Source organism: Acidovorax sp. T1, from assembly GCF_002176815.1.
GTDB lineage: Bacteria > Pseudomonadota > Gammaproteobacteria > Burkholderiales > Burkholderiaceae_C > Acidovorax.
On sequence record NZ_CP021648.1, the window covers coordinates 1693343 to 1713271 of the forward strand.

A 19929-nucleotide genomic window follows, 5' to 3' on the forward strand; every position below is an offset into this window, starting at 1 on the left:
CTCAACGCTCAACCGTGCGATTCCAGCGGTTGGTCCATTCCGCCCGCTTCTCGTTGACGGTCTTCCAGTCGGTCGGCAAGAGTCGGTCGACCTGCTCCTTGCCGTACGGCACCTTGGCAGCCACGGCCGGCGCCAGCTTCGTGGCGCTGTTGGCGGGACCCCAACCCTGGGTATCCGCAAGCACCGTTTGCACTTCAGGCGTGAGCAGGTATTGCACGAAAGCCCGCGACAAAGCCGGGGCGCTGTTGCCGGCCACGGGGCAAGCGGCGGTCAACAGTGCGGGTGCGCCTTCCTTGGGGATGACGAATTGCACGGGGAATCCGGTGTCTTTCAGCGCCTGAACCCGTCCGCTGCCCCAGGCGGCCAAGAGGACGTCCTTGTTCTGGAACAGCTCAGCCATCTTGCCCGGCGACGGTTCCCACGCCAGCACATTGGGGCCGACTTCACGCGTCATGGCCGTAAAGCCCGGATCGATGTTCTTGTAGTCGCCGCCGCGAAGACGCGCAAAGGTTAGCAGTACGTGCAGGCCGTAGGTGTTGCTGATCGGGGGGATGGCGACCTTCTGGGCGAAGCGCTTGTCCGTCAGTGCCTCCCATGAATCCGGCGCGGGCAGGTTGGCCTTCTTGAAGGCCTCGACGTTGTACGCCAGGCCGGTGGCGATCACACCGATGCCGACGGCACTGTCGGTCATGCGTGCGACCGGGTAGAGGTCCTTCAGCACGGGCATGTTGCCCAATTTGTCGCAAAACCCGAACTGCACCGCCTGGTACATGGGACCATCGTCCATCAGCACCACGTTGAGCTCCTGCTTGCCCTTTTGCGCCTGCAGCTTGGCGAGCGTATCGGTGGAGTTGCCGGCAACGTAAACAATCTTCACGTTGTTCTTGGCTTCGAACTGGGGAATGAGTTTTTCCCGGAAAGCAGTCTCCGTGGAGCCTCCATAGGAAGCAACGTAAAGCGTGGTCGGCTGCTGTGCGAATGCGGTCATCGAGGCAGCGCAGGTCAATGCCGCGATGCATGTGGCACGAACGGAAGAGAGTTTCATAAAGGGTCCTTTGCACCAAAAAAGGTAGTGTTTTCCATAATATGATGCACTCATGTTATGGCGCACCAAATTGGGTTTTACGAGTTTTTATCTCGTAGGAAGAAGATTATTGCTTGTCGACGTTCTTGAATAATCATTTTTTTTGGAACATCCATAACATTCAAACATATACTTAATTTCATGAAAATCCGCCAACTCGAAGCGTTCCGCGAAGTGATGCGCTGGCAGACCGTCACGCGCGCGGCTGACGCACTGCATGTATCGCAACCGGCTGTTACGCGCCTGATTACCGACCTGGAGGAGAGCGTCGGATTCCCGCTGTTCTTGCGCATCAAGGGGCGACTGCAACCGACCTCGGAAGCGCAGGTTCTCTACGAAGAAGTGGAGCGTTCGCTGATCGGGGTGGAGCGGATCGCCCGCACGGCGGAGGACATTCGCCAGCTGCAACGTGGCTTGTTGAGCATTGCCGCAGCGCCTGCGATGGCGTTGTCGTTCCTGCCCCGCGCCATTGCCAGTTTTTTGAAGGCACACAAGGACGTGCGCGTCTCCCTGGCCAACCACTCCTCACGCACGGTGATGGACATGGTCATGGGAGAGCGCTGCGACGTGGGCTTCGTCATCCTGAGCATGGGGCACATCGGTGCGCACGGCGAACTCTTGCTCTCGACACGCAGCGTCTGCGCGCTACCGTCGGACCACCGTTTGGCGGGCCACAAAGTGATCCGTCCGGTCGATCTGGCAGGAGAAGCCTTTTTGTCGTATCCGCCTGAGCCCGACTTGCGGTTGAAGCTGGACGCCTTGTTCGCGTCCTATGGCATCGAACGCGTGCTGCAGGTCGAGACGCAGGTCTCTGCAGGGCTGATCGCGATGGTCGCCGCAGGTCTTGGGGTGGCGGTGGTGGACGCGGTTTCCGCCATGGAGTATGGCGAGCGCGGCGTGGTCTTCCTGCCGTTTGAGCCGACGATGCTGACAGACTTCACCGTGCTGACACCTGCACGGCGAGGTCCGTCCATGCTCGTCTCGGAGTTTGTCGAGCATGTCCGCGATTTCGCGCACCAGGAGCTTGATCCGCGGTTCATTGTTGCCTGATGCACGGCGAGTAATGCCGCAGCGCAGCACACGACCAGAATGCTCAGCCGGGCTGCACTTGCGGCATGGCCTGCCAGAGGTTGAGCAGCGCCGGGTTGCGCTTACCACACAGCAATCCTGACACTCCCTTTTCAAAAAGATCGCGCGGAAAGCACCGGCTGGTCCAGGATTTTGCCGAACTCTGCAGCACAAGGATTTTGCTGCAGCCAGAATGCGCAGAACCTGTTTGCGTCGCTGCCAAGGCATGCGTAAATGCATGGCACGATGCCTCGCACCATGCGGCCGATAGAATCGGCCGCTTTCGTCCCTGAGGGCTTCCCCCGTGTCCGATCGCCTGGCAGTGCTGCCGCAATACCTCTTGCCCAAACGAGCCCTTACCACGCTGGCCGGAAAATTAGCCTCAGCGCAGCTGGGTGGTTTAACTACCGCGGCGATACACCGCTTCGTGGCCCGCTACAACGTGAACATGGCAGAGGCGGCCAATCCCGACATCACCAGCTACGCGTCCTTCAACGACTTCTTCACGCGTGCGCTCAAGCCTGGCGCGCGCCCGCTGGCAGCAACCGATCTGGTTTGCCCGGTGGACGGTGCCATCAGCCAGTTCGGCCCTCTGGACAAAGACCAGATCTTTCAGGCCAAGGGCCACCACTACTCCACCACTGCGCTGGTTGGGGGCGATGCAACGTTGGCCGCACGCTTTGAGCACGGCCATTTCGCCACCTTGTACCTGAGCCCACGCGATTACCACCGCATCCACATGCCGTGCGCGGGTCGGCTCACGCGCATGGTGCATGTGCCGGGCGACCTGTTTTCCGTGAACCCCACCACGGCGCGTGGTGTGCCGGGCCTGTTTGCACGCAATGAGCGCGTGGTGTGTGTCTTCGAATCCGACCACGGGCCTTTTGTGCTGGTGCTGGTGGGCGCCACCATCGTGGGCAGCATGGCCACCGTATGGCACGGCCAGGTGAATCCGCCCCGCACGGGCCAGCTGCGGCAATGGGACTACGCACCGGGCACGGTGAGCTTGCAGCAGGGCGAAGAAATGGGCCGTTTTCTGCTGGGCTCTACCGTGGTGATGCTGTTCCCACAAGGGCCACTGCAGTTCAACCTCGATTGGGCGCCAGCACGCCCCATCCAGCTGGGCGAAGCCATGGCCCGGCGTGTGAGCATCTGACGCACCTCCAGGGAAAGGATCGGCGCCTGCGCATTGCTTGCAGGAAGCCCTGGGGCAGGCTTCGCAATACGTAATGGGGGCATGGCCAAAAAAAAAGCCCAATCCTGAGATTGGGCTTTAAAGGGATCCCTGAAACGGGGGGTTTCGAGAGGATCCAAGGAGACAACCGGTAGTCCCTGATTCGGGATGATGGGTTGATCATCAGGGTAATCCCTGATTGCTGGCTAGGGTTTCAGCTCCAATGCCAGCGCAGTGCGTGGCTTAGCGCTTGCGGGGAGCGGCCGACTTGGCGGCGTCGGCAGCGGTGCTGGCGACGGCGTTGAAGTTGGCTTCGGCCACGTCAGAGGCTTGCTTGACAGCCTTTTGCACGGATTCAAACGCATTGTTGGCAGCGGCTACGGCGCTCTTCATCACGGCAACGGCGGTTTCGGAACCGGCGGGTGCGTTCTTGGCGGCGCTGTCCACCAGGTTGGCGAATGCCTTTTGTGCATCGGTGGTCTGGGTTTCCAGAGCCTTGCCAAATTCGGCGCCCGTGCCCGAGGCGATGTCATACAGGTGACGGCTGTAGGCGGCGGTCTTTTCAGCCAGGGGCTGGAACAGGCCCGCTTGCAGGGCAAGCAGTTCTTGTGCGTCCTTCACGCCCAGGACTGCCTGGGTGTGCTGGGCGGCTTCCGACAGGGCAGCGCGCGTAGCGGTCACGTTCAGTTCAACCAGCTTTTCCACGCCTTCGAAGGCCTTGGTGGTCAGGCCGAACAGGGTTTCGATGTTGGCTTTGTGGGATGCCAGGATTTGTTCTGCGGTCAGCGACATGTCATATCTCCTAAAAAATGGAACCCGGATGGGTCAAGGTGGCTTACGGACATCTGCGCTGACCTTGACTCGGTAAAGTCATGTTGCAGTGCAGCATGGATTGAATTCTAGGGAGTTGGAGTTCAATTGCAAGCAGTTTTTGTTGCAATGCAGCATATTAGGGGCGACTCCCCAGCGGCTGTAGGGATTGCCACAATCCGGTCATGCATGGCTATTACGCGGACCATTTTGTGTTGCCCCTTCCTGAGGGGCACCGTTTTCCCATGGCGAAATACCGGCTTTTGCGTGACCTTCTGGCGCAGCAGTTGCCCCAGGTGCTGCTGCAGGTGGCCCCAACGGCATTCGACGGCGAACTGGCCCTGGCGCACACGCCGGGCTACATCCAGGCGATAGCTTCTGGCACCCTGCCTGCAGCCGCGCAGCGGGAGATTGGCTTTCCGTGGAGCGAGGCGATGGCCGAGCGTGCGCGGCGCTCCGTGGGGGCCAGCATCGCGGCATGCCGCGTGGCCCTGCGGGAAGGGCTGGCGGGCAATCTGGCGGGTGGCACGCACCACGCCTATGCCGACAAGGGCAGCGGGTTTTGCGTGTTCAACGACATCGCCGTGGCTGCGCGTCTCATGCAGGCCGAAAGGGCGCCTGATCTCGACGGTGGCACGGGGCAGCCGCTGCGGGTGGCGGTGATCGATCTGGATGTGCACCAGGGCAATGGCACGGCACATATCTTTCGCAGCGATGCCAGTGTGTTCACGCTGTCACTGCACGGGGCTCGCAACTTTCCGTTCCGCAAGGAGGCCAGCGATCTGGATGTGGAGTTGCCCGACGGCTGCGCGGACGACGAATATTTGCATGCGTTGGAGCAGGCGCTGGACACGCTGGACCAGCGCTTTGCGCCCGGGCTGGTGCTGTATTTGGCGGGCGCCGACCCGCATGTGGGCGACCGGCTGGGCCGCCTCGCGCTGAGCCACGACGGCCTGGAGGCGCGTGACCGCCGGGTGTTCGACTGGGCCTGGCAGCGCCGCGTGCCGCTGGCCTTCACCATGGCCGGGGGCTATGGCCGTGACATGGCCGACACACTGCAGGCGCAGCTGACGACCTGGCGGGTGGCGCAGCAATACCATGCGCGCTGGCAGAATGCTCGGCCATGACCACTGCCGCCACTGCCACCACTTCCCAGGCTGACCAGCCCGCCCAACCCACCCAGTCAGCAGCGCGCCCCGCGCCGCAGCCGCGCAGCGCCTACCGGGCCTTCCGCCCCATCAGCACCCGCTGGGCCGACAACGATGTCTATGGCCATGTGAACAACGTCGTTTACTACAGCTGGTTCGACACGGCTGTGAACGCGCACCTGATCGAGCACGGCGTGCTCGATATCCACACCGGTGAAACCATCGGCCTGGTGATCGAAACCCAGTGCAATTATTTTGCCCCGCTGGCGTTTCCGCAGACCGTGGAGGCGGGCATTCGCGTGGCGCGGCTGGGTGGCTCCAGCGTGCGTTACGAGGTGGGTTTGTTTGCCCAGGGCGAGCCGCTGTGCGCCGCCGCCGGGCATTTCGTCCATGTGTACGTGGACCGCGCCACGCGCCGGCCCGTGCCGGTGCCTGAGCCCTTGCGTGCCGTGCTGCAGGCGCTGGTGGTGGGTGGGTGAGTATTTTGCTATATAAAATATAGCTACTTGCGCTTTATGCGTAAGCACTAGAGCCATATTTGACATATATTTTGCAACCGGGAATGTTCTGGGCCTTTGGACAGTGGCTGCATGCGCCTGATGGCCTACACTCTGGAGCCCCTGGCTTCGCCAGCGATGGTTTTTGCATCCCCAGGCCGCCCTGCCGTGGCCCCGCCTCACCATGATCATCACCAGTCTGCTCGACACCGACCTGTACAAGTTCACCATGATGCAGGTGGTGCTGCACCAGTTTCCGGGTGCGCAGGTCGAATACAAATTCAAATGCCGCAACCCCGGCGCGCAGCTGGCGCCTTATGTGGCTGAAATTCGCTCGGAAATCCGCTCGCTGTGCAGCCTGCAGTTCCAGGACGACGAGCTCGATTACCTGCGCTCGCTGCGCTTCATCAAGAGCGACTTTGTCGATTTTCTCGGCCTGTTCCGGCTGAACGAGAAATACATCACCGTCACGCCGCAGCCCTCGGGCGAGATCGACATCACCATCCGTGGGCCCTGGCTGCACACCATCCTGTTCGAGATTCCGGTGCTGGCCATCGTGAACGAGGTGTACTTTCGCAACACGCAGAAGGTGCCCGATTTCCCCGAGGGGCGCCGGCGCCTGGACGACAAGATGGCGCTGCTGCAGGCCGATGGCCTGGCCGACCTCAAGATCGCCGACTACGGCACGCGCCGGCGCTTCAGCCGCGCGTGGCACGAAGAGCTGCTGCGCGTGCTGGTGGCCCGCCTGGGCACCGGCGACTGCCGCCCGGGCGCGCCGCCCGGCCCCGGCCAGTTTGCCGGCACCAGCAATGTGCTCTATGCCATGAAGCTCGGAGTGACGCCGCTCGGCACCATGGCGCACGAATACCTGCAGGCCTGCCAGGCGCTGGGCCCGCGCCTGCGCGACAGCCAGGTGTTCGGCTTTGAAATGTGGGCCAAGGAATACCGGGGCGACCTGGGCATTGCGCTGTCCGACGTGTACGGCATGAGTGCTTTCCTGCGCGATTTCGACCTGTATTTCTGCAAGCTTTTTGATGGCGCCCGCCACGACAGCGGCGACCCGTTTGCCTGGGGCGAGCGTCTGCTCGACCACTACCGCAAGAACCGCGTCGATCCACTCACCAAGACGCTGATCTTCAGCGACGCGCTCACCGTCCCGCGCACCATCGAGCTGTACAAGCAATTCAGGGGGCGCTGCCAGCTGGCGTTCGGCATTGGCACCAACCTCACCAACGATCTGGGTTACGAGCCGCTGCAGGTGGTCATCAAGATGACGCGATGCAACGACCAGCCCGTGGCCAAGGTGTCTGACACGCCCGGCAAGGGCATGTGCGATGACGAGAAATACCTGGCCTATCTGCGCCAGGTGTTCGAGATTCCCTCGGTGCCCTGACTGCACCGATAACGCTGCCCGCGCCATGCGCCGGGCCCGCGCCCATCCAGCCCAACCCTCGACAAGAAGGAGACAAACCCATGACGATTTCCCGCTGGCTGACCGCAGCCGCCCTGTGTGCGCTGCCCGGCCTGGCCTGTGCCGCCGATGTGGATGGCAGCCGCCTCTCGATGCTGTGGGGCGTGCCGTTTGCCGGCATTTTGCTGTCGATTGCGCTCATGCCCCTGCTGGCGCCGATTTTCTGGCACCACCATTTCGGCAAGGTGGCGGCGGCCTGGGGGCTGGCGTTTTTGCTGCCGTTTGCCGTGGTGTTTGGCCCGGCAGTGGCAGGCGCGAGCTTCGTGCATGCGCTGCTGGCCGAATACATCCCCTTCGTCATTTTGCTCACGGCGCTGTTTGCGGTGTCGGGCGGCATCTACATCCGCGGCAACCTGCATGGCAGCCCGGGGCTCAACACGGCCATCCTGGCCATTGGCGCCGTGCTGGCCAGTTTCATGGGCACCACGGGGGCATCCATGCTGCTGATTCGCCCGCTGATCCGCGCCAACGACAACCGCAAGCATGTGGCGCATGTCGTGGTGTTCTTCATCTTCATCGTGTCGAATGCGGGCGGCTCGCTCACGCCGCTGGGTGATCCGCCGCTGTTCCTGGGCTTTTTGAAGGGCGTGGATTTTTTCTGGACGGTGTCCCATATCTTCCAGGAGACGCTGTTCCTGGTGGGCGTGCTGCTGGTGCTGTTTTATGCGCTCGACAGCTGGTATTTCCACCGCAACAAAGAGGTGAAACCGCAAGACCCGACCCCCGATACCCGCGACCCCCGTGCCATCGGCTTTGATGGCAAGGTCAACTTTGCCCTGCTGGGTGCGGTGGTGGCGCTGGTGCTGCTCAGCGGCTTCTGGAAATCGCCCGTGGTGTTCAACATTGCGGGCACCGAGGTCGGCTTGCCCGGCATCGTGCGCGATGTGGGCCTGGTCCTCGTCACGCTGGCCTCACTCTGGCTCACGCCCACCAAGGTGCACGCCGACAACCAGTTCGGCTGGGGCCCCATGCAGGAGGTGGCCAAGCTGTTTGCGGGCATCTTCCTGACGATCATTCCCGTGATTGCCATGCTCAAGGCAGGCGTCAACGGGCCGTTTGGTGCCATCGTCGCCGCCGTCACCCGGCCCGACGGATCGCCCGACCCGGCCATGTATTTCTGGGCCACCGGGGTGCTGTCTTCGTTTCTGGACAACGCCCCCACCTACCTCGTGTTCTTTAACACCGCCGGGGGCGACCCTGCCGTGCTCATGACCATGCTGGCCCCCACGCTGGCGGCCATATCGGCGGGCGCCGTGTTCATGGGCGCCAACACCTACATCGGCAACGCGCCCAACCTGATGGTCAAGGCCATTGCCGAAGACCGTGGCGTGAAGATGCCCAGCTTCTTTGGCTACATGCTGTGGTCCTTCGGCATTCTGGTGCCGCTGTTCGTGGTGATGACCTTCATATGGTTCCGTTGATTGGAGACTTCCTGATATGAGCAAACCCCGCATCCTGGTCGCCCGTGCGATCTTCCCTGAAGTGGTGGAGCGCCTGGCGCAGCATTTCGAGGTCGAGGCCAACGCCGATGACGTGATCTGGTCGCCCGAGGAGCTGGCCGCGAGGCTGGCCGACAAGGACGGCGCCTTCACCACGGGCAGCCAGCGCATCGACGCTGCCCTGATCGCCGCCGCGCCGCGCCTGAAAATCGTGGCCAACATGGCCGTGGGCTACAACAACTTCGACGTGGACGCCATGACCGCCGCTGGCGTGCAGGGCACCAACACCCCCGATGTGCTGACCGAAACCACGGCCGACTTCGGCTTTGCGCTGCTCATGGCCACGGCCCGGCGCATGACCGAGAGCGAGCATTACCTGCGCGCCGGCAAGTGGACCACCTGGCGCTATGACATGTTTGCCGGCAGCGACATCCACGGCAGCACGCTCGGCATCATCGGCATGGGCCGCATCGGGCAGGGCATTGCCAAGCGCGGCGCGCACGGCTTTGGCATGAACGTGGTCTATCACAACCGCTCGCGCCTGTCGGCCGCGCTGGAGGCCGAATGCAAGGCCCGCTATGTCGAAAAGGACGAGCTGCTGCGCACGGCCGACCATGTGGTGCTGGTGCTGCCCTACACCCCGGCATCGCACCACACCATTGGCGCTGCCGAGCTGGCGCTGATGAAGCCCACGGCCACGCTGGTCAACATTGCACGCGGCGGCATCGTGGATGACGCGGCCCTGGCCGTGGCGCTGCGCGAGCGGCGCATTGCGGCGGCGGGCCTGGATGTGTTCGAGGGCGAGCCCAGCGTGCACCCCGACCTGCTCACCGTGCCCAATGTGGTGCTCACGCCGCACATCGCCAGCGCCACCGTGCCCACGCGCCTGGCCATGGCCCACCTGGCGGCCGATAACCTGATCGCCTTTTTTGGCGGGCGCGGGCCGCTCACGCCGGTGAACCAGCCGGCTGCAGTGCGATTGGCCTGAGTTTTGAATGAAATCGGCTTCTAGCGCTTATGAGATAAGCGCTAGAAGCTATATAAAAGATAGTGAATTCCTTGACTACTGACACGCTCGTTTTGCTGGCCGCGCTGGCCCTGGTGTTGCTGCTTTTGGTGCTGTTGCTGGTGCGCCGCCCCCGTGTTGATTTGCCGCCCGAATGGCTGGCGCGCCTGCAGGTGCTAGAAGGCACCGCACAGGCCACGCAACTGGCCGTGGCCAAGAACGATGGCGCCATGGATGCGCTGGCCCAACAGCTCAGCGGCTTCACGCAGGCCACGCAAACCACGCTCGAAACCCTGCGCCACGCGGTCGATGAGCGCTTGACGCAAACGGTGGCTGAATCGCGCAACGGCCGCGCCGAGCTGCTGGCGGCCTTTGGCGTGTTCGAGGCACGGCTGGAGCAGCGCCTCACGGCACTGGACGCGGCCACGCGTCTCACGCTCGATTCGCTCAAGAGCGACACCCAATCGCAGCTGGGAGTCATGTCGCAAGCGCTCAAGGACCAGCTCGAAGGCAACAGCTACCAGATCAAGAACCAGTTTGCGGTGTTGCAAGACGCCGTCTCGCAGCAGCTCACCGGCCTGGTGCAGGGCAGCCAGCACAACGCCGAGCAGCTGCGCACCGCGCTCAACGAGCGGCTCGGCGCCATCCAGATGGACAACGCCACCAAGCTTGAAGAAATGCGCCGCACGGTGGACGAAAAGCTCCACGCCACGCTGGAGCAGCGCCTGGGTGAATCGTTCAAGCTGGTGAGCGACCGGCTCGAACAGGTGCACAAGGGCCTGGGCGAGATGCAAACGCTGGCTGGCAGCGTGGGCGACTTGAAGCGTGTGATGACCAACGTGAAGTCGCGCGGCACCTGGGGCGAAATGCAGCTGGGCGCCATCATCGACAACGTGCTCACGCCCGACCAGTTTGCGCGCAACGTCAAGACCGTGCCGGGCAGCGACGAGCTGGTCGAGTTCGCCATCCGCCTGCCCGGCAAGAACGACGAGCACCCCGTGTGGCTGCCCATCGACTCCAAGTATCCCGTGGAGCAATACCAGCGCCTGATGGACGCGCAGGACGCCGCCGACAAGGCCGCCATCGCATCGGCAGGCAACGCGTTCGAGACCTCGATCAAGCTCGAAGCCAAGAAGATCTTTGCCAAATACGTCTCGCCCCCGCACACCACCGATTTTGCCGTGCTGTATTTGCCCACCGAAGGCCTGTTTGCCGAGGTGATGCGCCGCCCCGGCCTGGTCGAGGCCGTGCAGAACGACTGCCGCGTGATGATCACCGGCCCGGCCAACCTGGCCGCCATGCTCAACAGCCTGCAGATGGGCTTCAAGACGCTGGCGATCGAAAAGCGCTCGTCCGAGGTGTGGAGCCTCTTGGGCATGGTCAAGACCGAGTTCGCCAAGTTTGGCGACGTGGTCGAGGCCACCAAGAAATCCATCGACGCTGCCGCCAAGAAGTTTGACGAGGTGGGCGTGCGCACCCGCGCCATCCAGCGCAAGCTGCGCGATGTGCAGGACCTGCCCGCGCCCGACACTGCCGTGCCGCTGGCTGGCGCCAGCCCCTCGGCTCTACCCGGCCTGGACCTTGAGGACGACCTGCCGTGAACCGGGCGCTGGCGCGCGTGGTTGCCTGGTTGTGAAATCGGATCAGAGCTTGTAGAAAGCCTTGATTAGCCCCCAGGCTTCCTGCGGGTCGTCCGTGAAGTGGAACAGCTGCAGGTCCTTGGCCGCAATGGTGCCTTCTTCGACCATTACGTCAAAGTTGATCAGGCGCTTCCAGTAGTCCACGCCAAACAGCACGATGGGCACCGGCTTGGCCTTGCCGGTCTGCACCAGGGTGAGCACTTCGAACAGTTCGTCGAGCGTGCCAAACCCGCCGGGGAACGCCACCAGTGCCTTGGCGCGCATCATGAAATGCATCTTGCGCAGGGCAAAGTAGTGGAACTTGAAGCTCAGCGAGGGCGAGATGAAGCGGTTGCCGCTTTGCTCGTGCGGCAGGCCGATGTTCAGGCCCACGTTCAGCGCGCCGGCTTCGTGGGCCCCGCGGTTGGCCGCCTCCATGATGCCGGGGCCGCCGCCGGTGCAGATGTAGATGCGGTCGGCGGGGCGCTGGCGCTCGCTGTAGTTGGCCACGAGGCCGGCGAATTGGCGCGCCAGGTCGTAATAGCGGGCGTTGCGCACGGCCTGCCGTGCACGCTGCAGTTGTGCTGCGTCTCCGCTGGCTTCGGCGGCGCTCAACTGGGCCGCCGCCTCGTCGGGCGCCACAAAGCGGGCGCTGCCATACACCACCACCGTGTTCTCGATGCCTTGCTCGGCCTGGCCCAGGTCGGGCTTGAGCATTTCCAGCTGGAACCGGATGCCGCGCGTTTCACGGCGGAACAGAAATTCGGGGTCGGCAAACGCCAGCCGATAGGCATCGGCGTGCAAGGGGTTGTCGTTGTTGGCGTGCGCGTGCAGTTCGGCCCAGGCATCGGCCAGGCGGCGTTCGTTGAGTTGGGTGGTGGCTTCCATGGGATTTCGGACGTCGCGGCGGGTGCCGGACTGTGACAGTGGGGTGTTGACATGGCCCGAGCATTGCATTGCGGGCTCCAGCGGATTTTATAGTCAAAAGGCGCTGTTACGCTTTGCAGCATTGCGCTGAAAGCTATGAAAAAGATAGTGAATCAAGGCCCGGTAAGTCCGAAAAAACCGCCGGCAGGCGAACGCGTCAGGGCCGGCTGGTCAACGCCAGTGCCACCGTCTGCAGGCCCAGCAGGGTCATGAGCAGCGAGCCCCCCAGGTGCAGTGCGGTGGTGCCGCCCGCCAGCAGGTAGCGCTGCTGCTGCAGCATGGTCACCACCTCGGCCGAGAAACTGGAAAACGTGGTCAGCGCCCCCAAAAAACCGGTGACCAGCGCCAGGCGCCAGGCGGGGTCGATCTGGGGCAGGGCCTGGAAGGCCGCCACGCACACACCGATGAGGTAGCCGCCCACCAGATTGGCCGCCAGCGTGCCCCATGGCAGCAGTGCGCCGGGGCCGCTGAGCCACAGCCCCAGCCGCCAGCGGGCCAGCGCGCCGAGGCTGGCGCCGATACAGATGGACAGAACATGCAGCATGGCGCCATTGTCCACATCCGGTGGGCCGCGCCCGGCGTTCAGCGGGCAGACATCTGCTGCGGCAGCCAGGTCACGATGCCGGGGAAGACATAGATCAACGCCACGGCGCCACACATCAGCAGGAACATGGGCATGGCCACCTTGGCGATCCAGGGCAGCTGGCGCCCCGTCATGCCCTGCAGCACGAACAGGTTGAAGCCCACGGGTGGCGTGATCTGCGCCATCTCGACCACCAGCACGATGAAGATGCCGAACCAGATGGTGTCGATGCCGGCGGCCTGCACCGTGGGCATGAGCACGCCCATGGTCAGCACCACCATCGAGATGCCGTCCAGAAAGCAGCCCAGGATGATGTAGAAAACCGCCAGCGCCACGATGAGCTGGGCCTGGTTCAGGCCCAGCGACGCAATCCATTCGGCCAGATGGCGCGGCAGGCCGATGTAGCCCATGGCCAGCGTAAGGAAGGCGGCGCCTGCGAGGATCAGCGCGATCATGCAGTACAGGCGCGTGGCGCCCATCAGCGAGTCCTTGAACGTGCCCCAGGTCATCGAGCCCTGCACGGCCGACAGCACCAGCGAGCCCACCACACCCACAGCCGCTGCCTCGGTGGCGGTGGCAAAGCCGGTGTAAATGCTGCCCAGCACGGCCGCGATCAGCAGCACCACGGGGATCAGGCTGCGCGATTCGGACAGCTTTTGCATGAAGGTCATGCGCACGTCGGCGGCAGGCACCTGCTCGGGGTGGCGCAGTGCCCACAGCATGATGTAGCCCGAGAACAGTGCCGCCAGCAAAATGCCCGGCAGCACGCCCGCAATGAACAGCTGCGAGATCGATACCTCGGCCGACACGCCGTACACGATCATGATGATCGACGGCGGGATCAACAGGCCCAGCGTGCTGGCCCCAGCCAGCGTGCCCACCACCATGTGCTCGGGGTAGCCGCGGCGCGTCAGCTCGGGCAGCGTCATCTTGCCGATGGTGGCGCAGGTAGCGGCACTCGACCCCGACACGGCGGCAAAGATGGTGCAGCCCACCACGTTGGTGTGCAGCAGCCGGCCCGGCAGCGCCTGCACCCAGGGGGCCAGGCCCTTGAACATGTCTTGCGACAGCCGGGTGCGGAACAGGATTTCGCCCATCCAGATGAACAGCGGCAGGGCCGTGAGGGTCCAGCTGGAGGCGCTGCCCCAGATGGTCACCGCCATCGCATCGCCCGCCGGGCGCGCCGAGAACAGCTGCATGGCGATCCAGGCGACGCCGGAGAGGGTGAGCCCGATCCATACGCCGCTGCCCAGAATCAGGAACAGCGACAGCATGAGCAGGCCGGTTATGGTGAGATCACTCATGGTGGTAGGTCGAGCCGGGTTTATTCATTGCGCAATGCTTCGCCGGATGGGGCATCCACGCGCTTGCCCATCATCTCCAGCACCAGTTCGTCCACGAATGCGATCGCCAAAATGACGGTGCCAACAGCCATGGCGATTTGCGGAATCCACAGCGGCGTGGCGTCGTTGCTGGTGGAGATGTCGTGGAACTCGTGCGACTGCCAGGCCAGCTTGCAGCTGTACACCGCAAACAGCAGCGCCAGCAGGGTGGCAATGGCCAGTGCCCAGATCTCGAACGCCTTCTTGGCGCCGCCCTTCAAAAAGTTGAGCAGCAGCGTGACGCGGATGTGTTCGCCGCGCTTCAAGGTGTGGGCGAGCGCCAGGAAGCCCGTTGCGGCCATCAGGTAGCCCGCATAGGCGTCCGTGCCCGGCACGTGGAAGTTGAACTGTCGGCTGGCAATGGACAGCAGCACCATCCCCAACAAGCCGACCATGAAAAGCGCCGCCAGGGCGGCGGCGCTGTCGTACAGAAAGTCCAGCAGACGACGCATTTGTGTGGGCGCCTGGGCTTACTTGCGGTAGGCGTCGATCAGGGCCTTGCCTTCGGGGCCAGCCTTGTCGAGCCATTCCTTGAGCATGGTGTCGCCCACCTTGGCCATGTCGGCCTTCAGCGCGGCAGGCGGTGCTTCCACGTTCATGCCGTTGGCCTTGAGCTTGGCCACGGTGTCGGTGTTCACCTTGGAGCTGTTGGCCCAGCCGCGCGCTTCGGCGTCGGCACCCGCCTTGAGCAGGGCTTGCTGCAGGGGTTTGTCCAGCGCATCAAACGCCTTCTTGTTCACCAGGATGGCGTTCTTGGGCAGCCAGGCCTGGGTGTCGTAGTAGTACTTGAGTTGCTCGTAGAGCTTGCTGTCCACACCGGTGGCGCCCGACGTCATCGTCGATTCGACCACGCCCGTGGCCAGGGCCTGCGAGAACTCGGCGGCTTGCACCGTCACAGGCTGCGCACCCACCAGTTCGGCGATGCGTGCGGTGGCGGGGCTGTAGGCGCGCCACTTGATGCCCTTGAGGTCCGCTGCAGAAGCCAGCGGCTTCTTGGTGTAGATGCCTTGCGGAGGCCAGGCCACCGCGTACAGCAGCATCATTCCTTGTTCAGCCAGCTTCTTTTCCAGGAAGGGCTTTTGCGCAGCGTAGAGCTTCTTGGAGGCGTCATAGCTGTCCGCCAGGAAGGGCAGACCATCCACGCCAAACAGCTGCCATTCGTTCTGGAAGTTGGCGAGCAGGATTTCGCCCATCTGCGCCTGGCCGCCTTGCACGGCGCGCTTGATTTCGGGGGCCTTGAACAGCGCGGCGTTGGCGTGCACCGTGATCTTGAGCTTGCCACCCGTGGCCTTGTCCACGTCGCTGGCCAGTTGCACCATGTTTTCGGTGTGGAAGTTGGTGGCGGGGTAGGCGGCGGCCAGATCCCATTTCGTTTGCGCAAAGGCGGAAGTGGCGGCAAAGCCCGCGGTCAGTGCGAGGGCGAGTGCGGTCACGGGGAAGATTCGACGCTTCATGGGTTAGCTCCGCAGGGTTGGATGTTGAAAAATATGAGGATTCACTCTATCGAACGTAGATGGCTTTGGGGGTAAGTGTTTTGCCTGAACGTCGAAAAATCACCTTCGACTTGCCCGCAAAATCTGCATGCATATCCCGTGCCATGGGAGGCTGCAAGGCGCTTTCCTGCAAGTCTGCGGGCGGTGCAAACAATGCGTCGGCCCCCGTCGTTTCGTCAGCGCAGCTGCTGAACGAAGCGCTCAGAAACTGGCAGGCCTTCGGTGTTGTAACCTCGCAAAAAATAGAGAAGAACGCAGCTTCGCCGCTGCCGATGCGGACACCAACCGTGCAGCGCTACCGTGAGATTCGCGGACATTGCCTGATGGGTCCGCTCCATGCCGGCGACGCACCCAAGCGCGACATCGACGAGTTGGCCCGTTTACTGCGTGTGCTCTCGGGCAGGTACGACCAGGCAATGTGCGCTGCCGCATTGCGGTGGTTGAATTTTGGTTAAAAATGGCTGTGGCGCTTATGTGTAAAGCGCTATTAGCTATAAATTGAGTAGCAAGCAATGCCCGTTCAAACGTCTTTTTCTCCCCGCTGGCAGTTCTGGATCGACCGGGGCGGCACCTTCACCGACGTGGTGGGAAAGCGGCCTGACGGCACGCTGGTCACGCACAAGCTGTTGTCGGAGAACCCCGAGCAGTACAAGGACGCGGCTGTCGCAGGCATCCGCCACCTGCTCGGTTTGAAGCCCGGCGAACCCGTGACGCCCGAGCTGGTGGAGTGCGTGAAGATGGGCACCACGGTGGCCACCAACGCGCTCTTGGAGCGCAAGGGCGAGCCCACCCTGCTCATTACCACCAAGGGCTTCAAGGACGCGCTGCGCATCGCCTACCAGAACCGCCCGCGCCTGTTTGACCGGCACATCGTGCTGCCCGAGCTGCTGTACAGCCGCGTGATCGAGGCGCAGGAACGCATGGGCGCGCACGGCGAGGTGATCGAGCCGCTGGACGAGGCCCACCTCAAGGAGCGCCTGTGGGCGGCCTTCGATGCGGGCCTGCGCAGCGCGGCCATCGTGTTCATGCACGGCTACCGGTACACCGCGCACGAGGAGGCTGCGGCCCGCATTGCGCGCGAAATCGGCTTTACGCAGGTGAGCGCCTCGCACGCCACCAGCCCCATGATGAAGCTGGTGAGCCGGGGCGACACCACGGTGGTCGATGCGTACCTGTCGCCCATCCTGCGCCGTTATGTGGACCAGGTGGCGAGCGAGATGCCGGGCGTGAAACTGTTCTTCATGCAGTCCTCCGGCGGCCTCACGGACGCGCAGGTGTTCCAGGGCAAAGACGCGATCTTGAGCGGCCCGGCGGGCGGCATCGTTGGCATGGCACGCACCGCCGGGCTCGCGGGCCACGACAAGGTCATCGGTTTTGACATGGGCGGCACCAGCACCGACGTGAGCCACTACGCGGGCGCGTTCGAGCGCGAGTTCGAGACCCAGGTGGCGGGCGTGCGCATGCGCGCGCCCATGATGAGCATCCACACCGTGGCGGCCGGTGGCGGCTCCATCCTCGGGTTTGACGGCGCGCGTTTCCGGGTTGGCCCCGAGAGCGCAGGCGCCAACCCCGGCCCCGCCAGCTACCGCCGGGGCGGCCCGCTGGCTGTGACGGATGCGAACGTGATGGTGGGCAAGATCCAGCCTGCGCACTTCCCCAAAGTGTTTGGCCATGCAGCCAATGAGGCACTCGATGGCGACGCCGTGGCGCAGAAGTTTGGCGACCTCGCCACCCAGACCGGCCGCAGCGCCGAAGACGTGGCCCACGGTTTTATCCAGATCGCCGTGCAGCAGATGGCCAATGCCATCAAGAAAATCAGCGTGGCGCGCGGCTATGACGTGACGCGCTACACGCTGCAGTGTTTTGGCGGCGCGGGTGGCCAGCACGCGTGTTTGGTGGCCGATGCGCTGGGCATGACGCGCGTGTTTGTGCACCCGTTGGCGGGCGTGCTCAGCGCTTACGGCATGGGCCTGGCCGACCAGAATGTGATCCGCGAGCAGGCGGTCGAAACCCCGCTGGTGCCCGACGCACTCGCGGGCATCCAAGCGACGCTGGACCAACTGGCCACCACCGCACGCACTGAGCTGGAGCGCCAGCAGGTGGGTGCGGGCACAGCCGTGGTGCACCGCCGCGTGCATGTGCGCTACGAGGGCAGCGATTCGGCCCTCATCGTGCCGTTTGGCTCGCTGGCTGAAATCACCGCAGGGTTCGAGGCTGCCTACCGCCAGCGCTTTGCCTTCCTGATGCAGGGCAAGGGCCTGGTGGTGGAGGCCGTATCGGTCGAGGCCGTGGTGCCCGGCGATGCGCCGGTGGAACCACGCCACACGCTGCAGCCCGCGCGCGAAGTGCCGCGCCGCAGCACCGTGCGCATGTACACCGGCGGCGTGGACGGCGTTGCCGCGTGGCACGACGCTGCCCTTGTGGTGCGCGAAGATTTGCGCCCCGGCGATGTGATTTCCGGCCCGGCCATCATTGCCGAGAAAAACGCCACCACCATCGTCGAGCCCGGCTGGGGGGCGCAGCTGACCGACCTGGACCATCTGCTGCTCAACCGCCGCGTGGCGCGCGCCGTGCAGCATGCCGTGGGCACCACGGTGGACCCGGTGCTGCTGGAGGTGTTCAACAACCTGTTCATGAACATTGCCGAGCAAATGGGCCTGCAGCTGCAGAACACGGCCTACTCGGTGAACATCAAGGAGCGGCTGGACTTCAGCTGCGCGCTGTTCGATGCCGAGGGCAACCTGATTGCCAACGCGCCCCACATGCCCGTGCACCTGGGCTCGATGGGCGAGAGCATCAAGACCGTGATCCGCGAGAACGCGGGCCGCATGCAGCCCGGCGACGTGTTCGTGCTCAACGACCCGTACCACGGTGGCACGCACCTGCCGGACATCACCGTCATCACGCCGGTCTACATCGCCGACGAGGCCGAGCCCACGTTCTATGTGGGCAGCCGGGGCCACCATGCCGATGTGGGCGGCACCACGCCGGGCTCCATGCCACCGTTCTCCACGCGCATCGAGGAAGAGGGCGTGCAGATCAACAACGTGAAGCTGGTCGAGCGCGGCACCTTACGTGAACGCGAGATGATTGCGCTGCTCGAAAGCGGCGAATACCCCAGCCGCAACCCGCAGCAGAACATGGCCGATCTGCGCGCGCAGATCGCCGCCAACGAAAAAGGCCAGCAAGAGCTGCGCCGCATGGTGGCCGAGTTTGGCCTGGACGTGGTGCAGGCCTACATGCGCCATGTGCAGGACAACGCCGAAGAATCGGTACGCCGGGTCATCACGCGCCTGAAGGACGGGCAGTTCACCCTGCCTCTGGACAACGGCGCGCAGATCAGCGTGGCCGTGAAGGTGGATGCCAAGAGCCGCAGTGCCACCATCGACTTCACTGGCACCAGCCCGCAGCAAACCAACAACTTCAACGCGCCCACGGCAGTGTGCATGGCGGCGGTGCTGTATGTGTTCCGCACGCTGGTGGACGACGACATTCCGCTCAACGCCGGGTGCCTGAAGCCGCTCAACGTCATCATCCCGCCGGGCAGCATGCTCAACCCGAACCCGCCAGCCTCAGTGGTGGCGGGCAATGTGGAGACCTCCACCTGCATCACCAACGCGCTGTATGGCGCTTTAGGCCTGATGGCGGCGGGGCAGTGCACCATGAACAACTTCACGTTCGGCAACGCCCGCCACCAGTATTACGAAACCATTGCGGGTGGCAGTGGCGCGGGCGGTGTGTTCGATGCCGCGGGTGCCCTGGTGGGCGGTTTTGGCGGTACCAGCGTGGTGCAGACCCACATGACCAATTCGCGCCTGACCGACCCCGAGGTTCTTGAGTTCCGATTTCCGGTGCGGCTGGAAAGCTATGCCATTCGCGCCAACTCGGGTGGCGGCGGCCGCTGGGCGGGTGGCAATGGCGGGGTGCGGCGCATCCGTTTTCTGGAGCCGATGACGGCCAGCATCCTGTCGAACGGCCGCCAAAACGGCGCGTTCGGCATGGCCGGTGGCACGGCCGGAATGCCCGGCGTCAACAAGGTGGTGCGCGCCGATGGTCGTGTGGAGTTGCTCGGCCACATCGGCCAGGCCGAGATGCAGCCGGGCGATGTGTTCGAGATCCACACACCGGGTGGCGGCGGGTTTGGTATGGCGTGAGAAAAATATGAATGAAATGTGCCGCTAGCGCTTGATGGTAAAGCGCTAGAAGCTATAAATTCAGGAGTGAACAC

At 63.7% G+C, this 19929-nt stretch carries 17 protein-coding genes; 10 read left to right on the plus strand and 7 right to left on the minus strand.

Annotated features, from left to right (window positions below; all coding sequences use genetic code 11):
* Position 1: 1 nt before the first annotated feature.
* Entirely contained in the window at positions 2–1045 is a 1044-nt protein-coding gene (locus CCX87_RS07985; RefSeq protein WP_087745323.1) for an ABC transporter substrate-binding protein, read from the minus strand.
* A gap of 180 nt (positions 1046–1225) precedes the next feature.
* Between CCX87_RS07985 and CCX87_RS07990 the strand changes: the two genes are divergently transcribed.
* Positions 1226–2134: a LysR substrate-binding domain-containing protein gene (locus tag CCX87_RS07990; RefSeq protein WP_087745325.1), complete on the plus strand. Its 909-nt coding sequence runs from the start codon at positions 1226–1228 to the stop codon at positions 2132–2134.
* 322 nt (positions 2135–2456) lie between these two features.
* The gene (asd, locus tag CCX87_RS07995) at positions 2457–3308 is read left to right on the plus strand and encodes an archaetidylserine decarboxylase (protein ID WP_087745327.1); all 852 of its coding nucleotides are present in this window, start codon (positions 2457–2459) and stop codon (positions 3306–3308) included.
* Between the two features lie 261 nt (positions 3309–3569).
* On the opposite strand, the gene CCX87_RS08000 is transcribed toward asd, so the two are convergent.
* On the minus strand, positions 3570–4118 hold the full coding sequence (locus tag CCX87_RS08000) for a phasin family protein (protein ID WP_087745329.1): 549 nt from the start codon (positions 4116–4118) through the stop codon (positions 3570–3572).
* A 203-nt stretch (positions 4119–4321) separates the two neighbouring features.
* Between CCX87_RS08000 and CCX87_RS08005 the strand changes: the two genes are divergently transcribed.
* The 6 genes from CCX87_RS08005 (at position 4322) to rmuC (ending at position 11298) form a co-directional block, all read left to right on the plus strand.
* Positions 4322–5263 carry a histone deacetylase family protein gene (locus CCX87_RS08005; RefSeq protein ID WP_087745332.1) on the plus strand — a complete coding sequence of 314 codons (942 nt, stop codon included), beginning with the start codon at positions 4322–4324 and terminating at the stop codon, positions 5261–5263.
* Positions 5260–5763, plus strand: coding sequence for an acyl-CoA thioesterase (locus tag CCX87_RS08010; protein WP_087745334.1), 504 nt, complete (start codon positions 5260–5262; stop codon positions 5761–5763). Before CCX87_RS08005 ends, CCX87_RS08010 begins: the two co-directional genes overlap by 4 nt.
* 202 nt (positions 5764–5965) lie before the next feature.
* The gene (gene pncB, locus CCX87_RS08015) at positions 5966–7174 is read left to right on the plus strand and encodes a nicotinate phosphoribosyltransferase (protein WP_087748240.1); all 1209 of its coding nucleotides are present in this window, start codon (positions 5966–5968) and stop codon (positions 7172–7174) included.
* 80 nt (positions 7175–7254) lie between these two features.
* Entirely contained in the window at positions 7255–8673 is a 1419-nt protein-coding gene (locus CCX87_RS08020; protein WP_087745336.1) for a sodium:proton antiporter, read from the plus strand.
* Between the two features lie 16 nt (positions 8674–8689).
* Positions 8690–9679 carry a 2-hydroxyacid dehydrogenase gene (locus tag CCX87_RS08025; RefSeq protein WP_087745338.1) on the plus strand — a complete coding sequence of 330 codons (990 nt, stop codon included), beginning with the start codon at positions 8690–8692 and terminating at the stop codon, positions 9677–9679.
* 71 nt (positions 9680–9750) lie between these two features.
* A complete protein-coding gene (gene rmuC / locus CCX87_RS08030) occupies positions 9751–11298 on the plus strand; it encodes a DNA recombination protein RmuC (protein ID WP_087745340.1) in 1548 nt (515 codons plus the stop codon).
* Between the two features lie 42 nt (positions 11299–11340).
* On the opposite strand, the gene CCX87_RS08035 is transcribed toward rmuC, so the two are convergent.
* The 5 genes from CCX87_RS08035 to CCX87_RS08055 form a co-directional block, all read right to left on the minus strand.
* Positions 11341–12204, minus strand: a complete 864-nt coding sequence (locus CCX87_RS08035; protein WP_087748241.1) for a TIGR00730 family Rossman fold protein — start codon at positions 12202–12204, stop codon at positions 11341–11343.
* Between the two features lie 196 nt (positions 12205–12400).
* On the minus strand, positions 12401–12787 hold the full coding sequence (gene crcB, locus CCX87_RS08040; RefSeq protein ID WP_087748242.1) for a fluoride efflux transporter CrcB: 387 nt from the start codon (positions 12785–12787) through the stop codon (positions 12401–12403).
* Between the two features lie 38 nt (positions 12788–12825).
* The gene (locus tag CCX87_RS08045) at positions 12826–14130 is read right to left on the minus strand and encodes a TRAP transporter large permease (protein ID WP_087745342.1); all 1305 of its coding nucleotides are present in this window, start codon (positions 14128–14130) and stop codon (positions 12826–12828) included.
* 20 nt (positions 14131–14150) lie between these two features.
* Complete coding sequence (locus CCX87_RS08050) at positions 14151–14660, minus strand: TRAP transporter small permease (protein ID WP_087745344.1); 510 nt, start codon at positions 14658–14660, stop codon at positions 14151–14153.
* Between the two features lie 18 nt (positions 14661–14678).
* Entirely contained in the window at positions 14679–15662 is a 984-nt protein-coding gene (locus CCX87_RS08055) for a TRAP transporter substrate-binding protein (RefSeq protein ID WP_087745345.1), read from the minus strand.
* A gap of 59 nt (positions 15663–15721) precedes the next feature.
* On the opposite strand from CCX87_RS08055, the gene CCX87_RS08060 reads away from it, so the two are divergent.
* Positions 15722–16156: a hypothetical protein gene (locus tag CCX87_RS08060; RefSeq protein WP_143218344.1), complete on the plus strand. Its 435-nt coding sequence runs from the start codon at positions 15722–15724 to the stop codon at positions 16154–16156.
* A 57-nt stretch (positions 16157–16213) separates the two neighbouring features.
* A complete protein-coding gene (locus tag CCX87_RS08065; protein WP_087745349.1) occupies positions 16214–19855 on the plus strand; it encodes a hydantoinase B/oxoprolinase family protein in 3642 nt (1213 codons plus the stop codon).
* Positions 19856–19929: the final 74 nt, after the last annotated feature.

Coding starts and splice junctions, on each gene's coding strand:
- CCX87_RS08060 (WP_143218344.1), top strand. CDS start 15,722: ATGGCTTTGGGGGTAAGTGTTTTGCCTGAACGTCGAAAAATCACCTTC.
- CCX87_RS08010 (WP_087745334.1), top strand. CDS start 5,260: ATGACCACTGCCGCCACTGCCACCACTTCCCAGGCTGACCAGCCCGCC.
- CCX87_RS08005 (WP_087745332.1), top strand. CDS start 4,322: ATGCATGGCTATTACGCGGACCATTTTGTGTTGCCCCTTCCTGAGGGG.
- CCX87_RS08055 (WP_087745345.1), bottom strand. CDS start 15,662: ATGAAGCGTCGAATCTTCCCCGTGACCGCACTCGCCCTCGCACTGACC.
- pncB (WP_087748240.1), top strand. CDS start 5,966: ATGATCATCACCAGTCTGCTCGACACCGACCTGTACAAGTTCACCATG.
- CCX87_RS08050 (WP_087745344.1), bottom strand. CDS start 14,660: ATGCGTCGTCTGCTGGACTTTCTGTACGACAGCGCCGCCGCCCTGGCG.
- CCX87_RS08020 (WP_087745336.1), top strand. CDS start 7,255: ATGACGATTTCCCGCTGGCTGACCGCAGCCGCCCTGTGTGCGCTGCCC.
- CCX87_RS07990 (WP_087745325.1), top strand. CDS start 1,226: ATGAAAATCCGCCAACTCGAAGCGTTCCGCGAAGTGATGCGCTGGCAG.
- CCX87_RS08035 (WP_087748241.1), bottom strand. CDS start 12,204: ATGGAAGCCACCACCCAACTCAACGAACGCCGCCTGGCCGATGCCTGG.
- CCX87_RS08025 (WP_087745338.1), top strand. CDS start 8,690: ATGAGCAAACCCCGCATCCTGGTCGCCCGTGCGATCTTCCCTGAAGTG.
- CCX87_RS08065 (WP_087745349.1), top strand. CDS start 16,214: ATGCCCGTTCAAACGTCTTTTTCTCCCCGCTGGCAGTTCTGGATCGAC.
- CCX87_RS08000 (WP_087745329.1), bottom strand. CDS start 4,118: ATGTCGCTGACCGCAGAACAAATCCTGGCATCCCACAAAGCCAACATC.
- CCX87_RS08045 (WP_087745342.1), bottom strand. CDS start 14,130: ATGAGTGATCTCACCATAACCGGCCTGCTCATGCTGTCGCTGTTCCTG.
- crcB (WP_087748242.1), bottom strand. CDS start 12,787: ATGCTGCATGTTCTGTCCATCTGTATCGGCGCCAGCCTCGGCGCGCTG.
- CCX87_RS07985 (WP_087745323.1), bottom strand. CDS start 1,045: ATGAAACTCTCTTCCGTTCGTGCCACATGCATCGCGGCATTGACCTGC.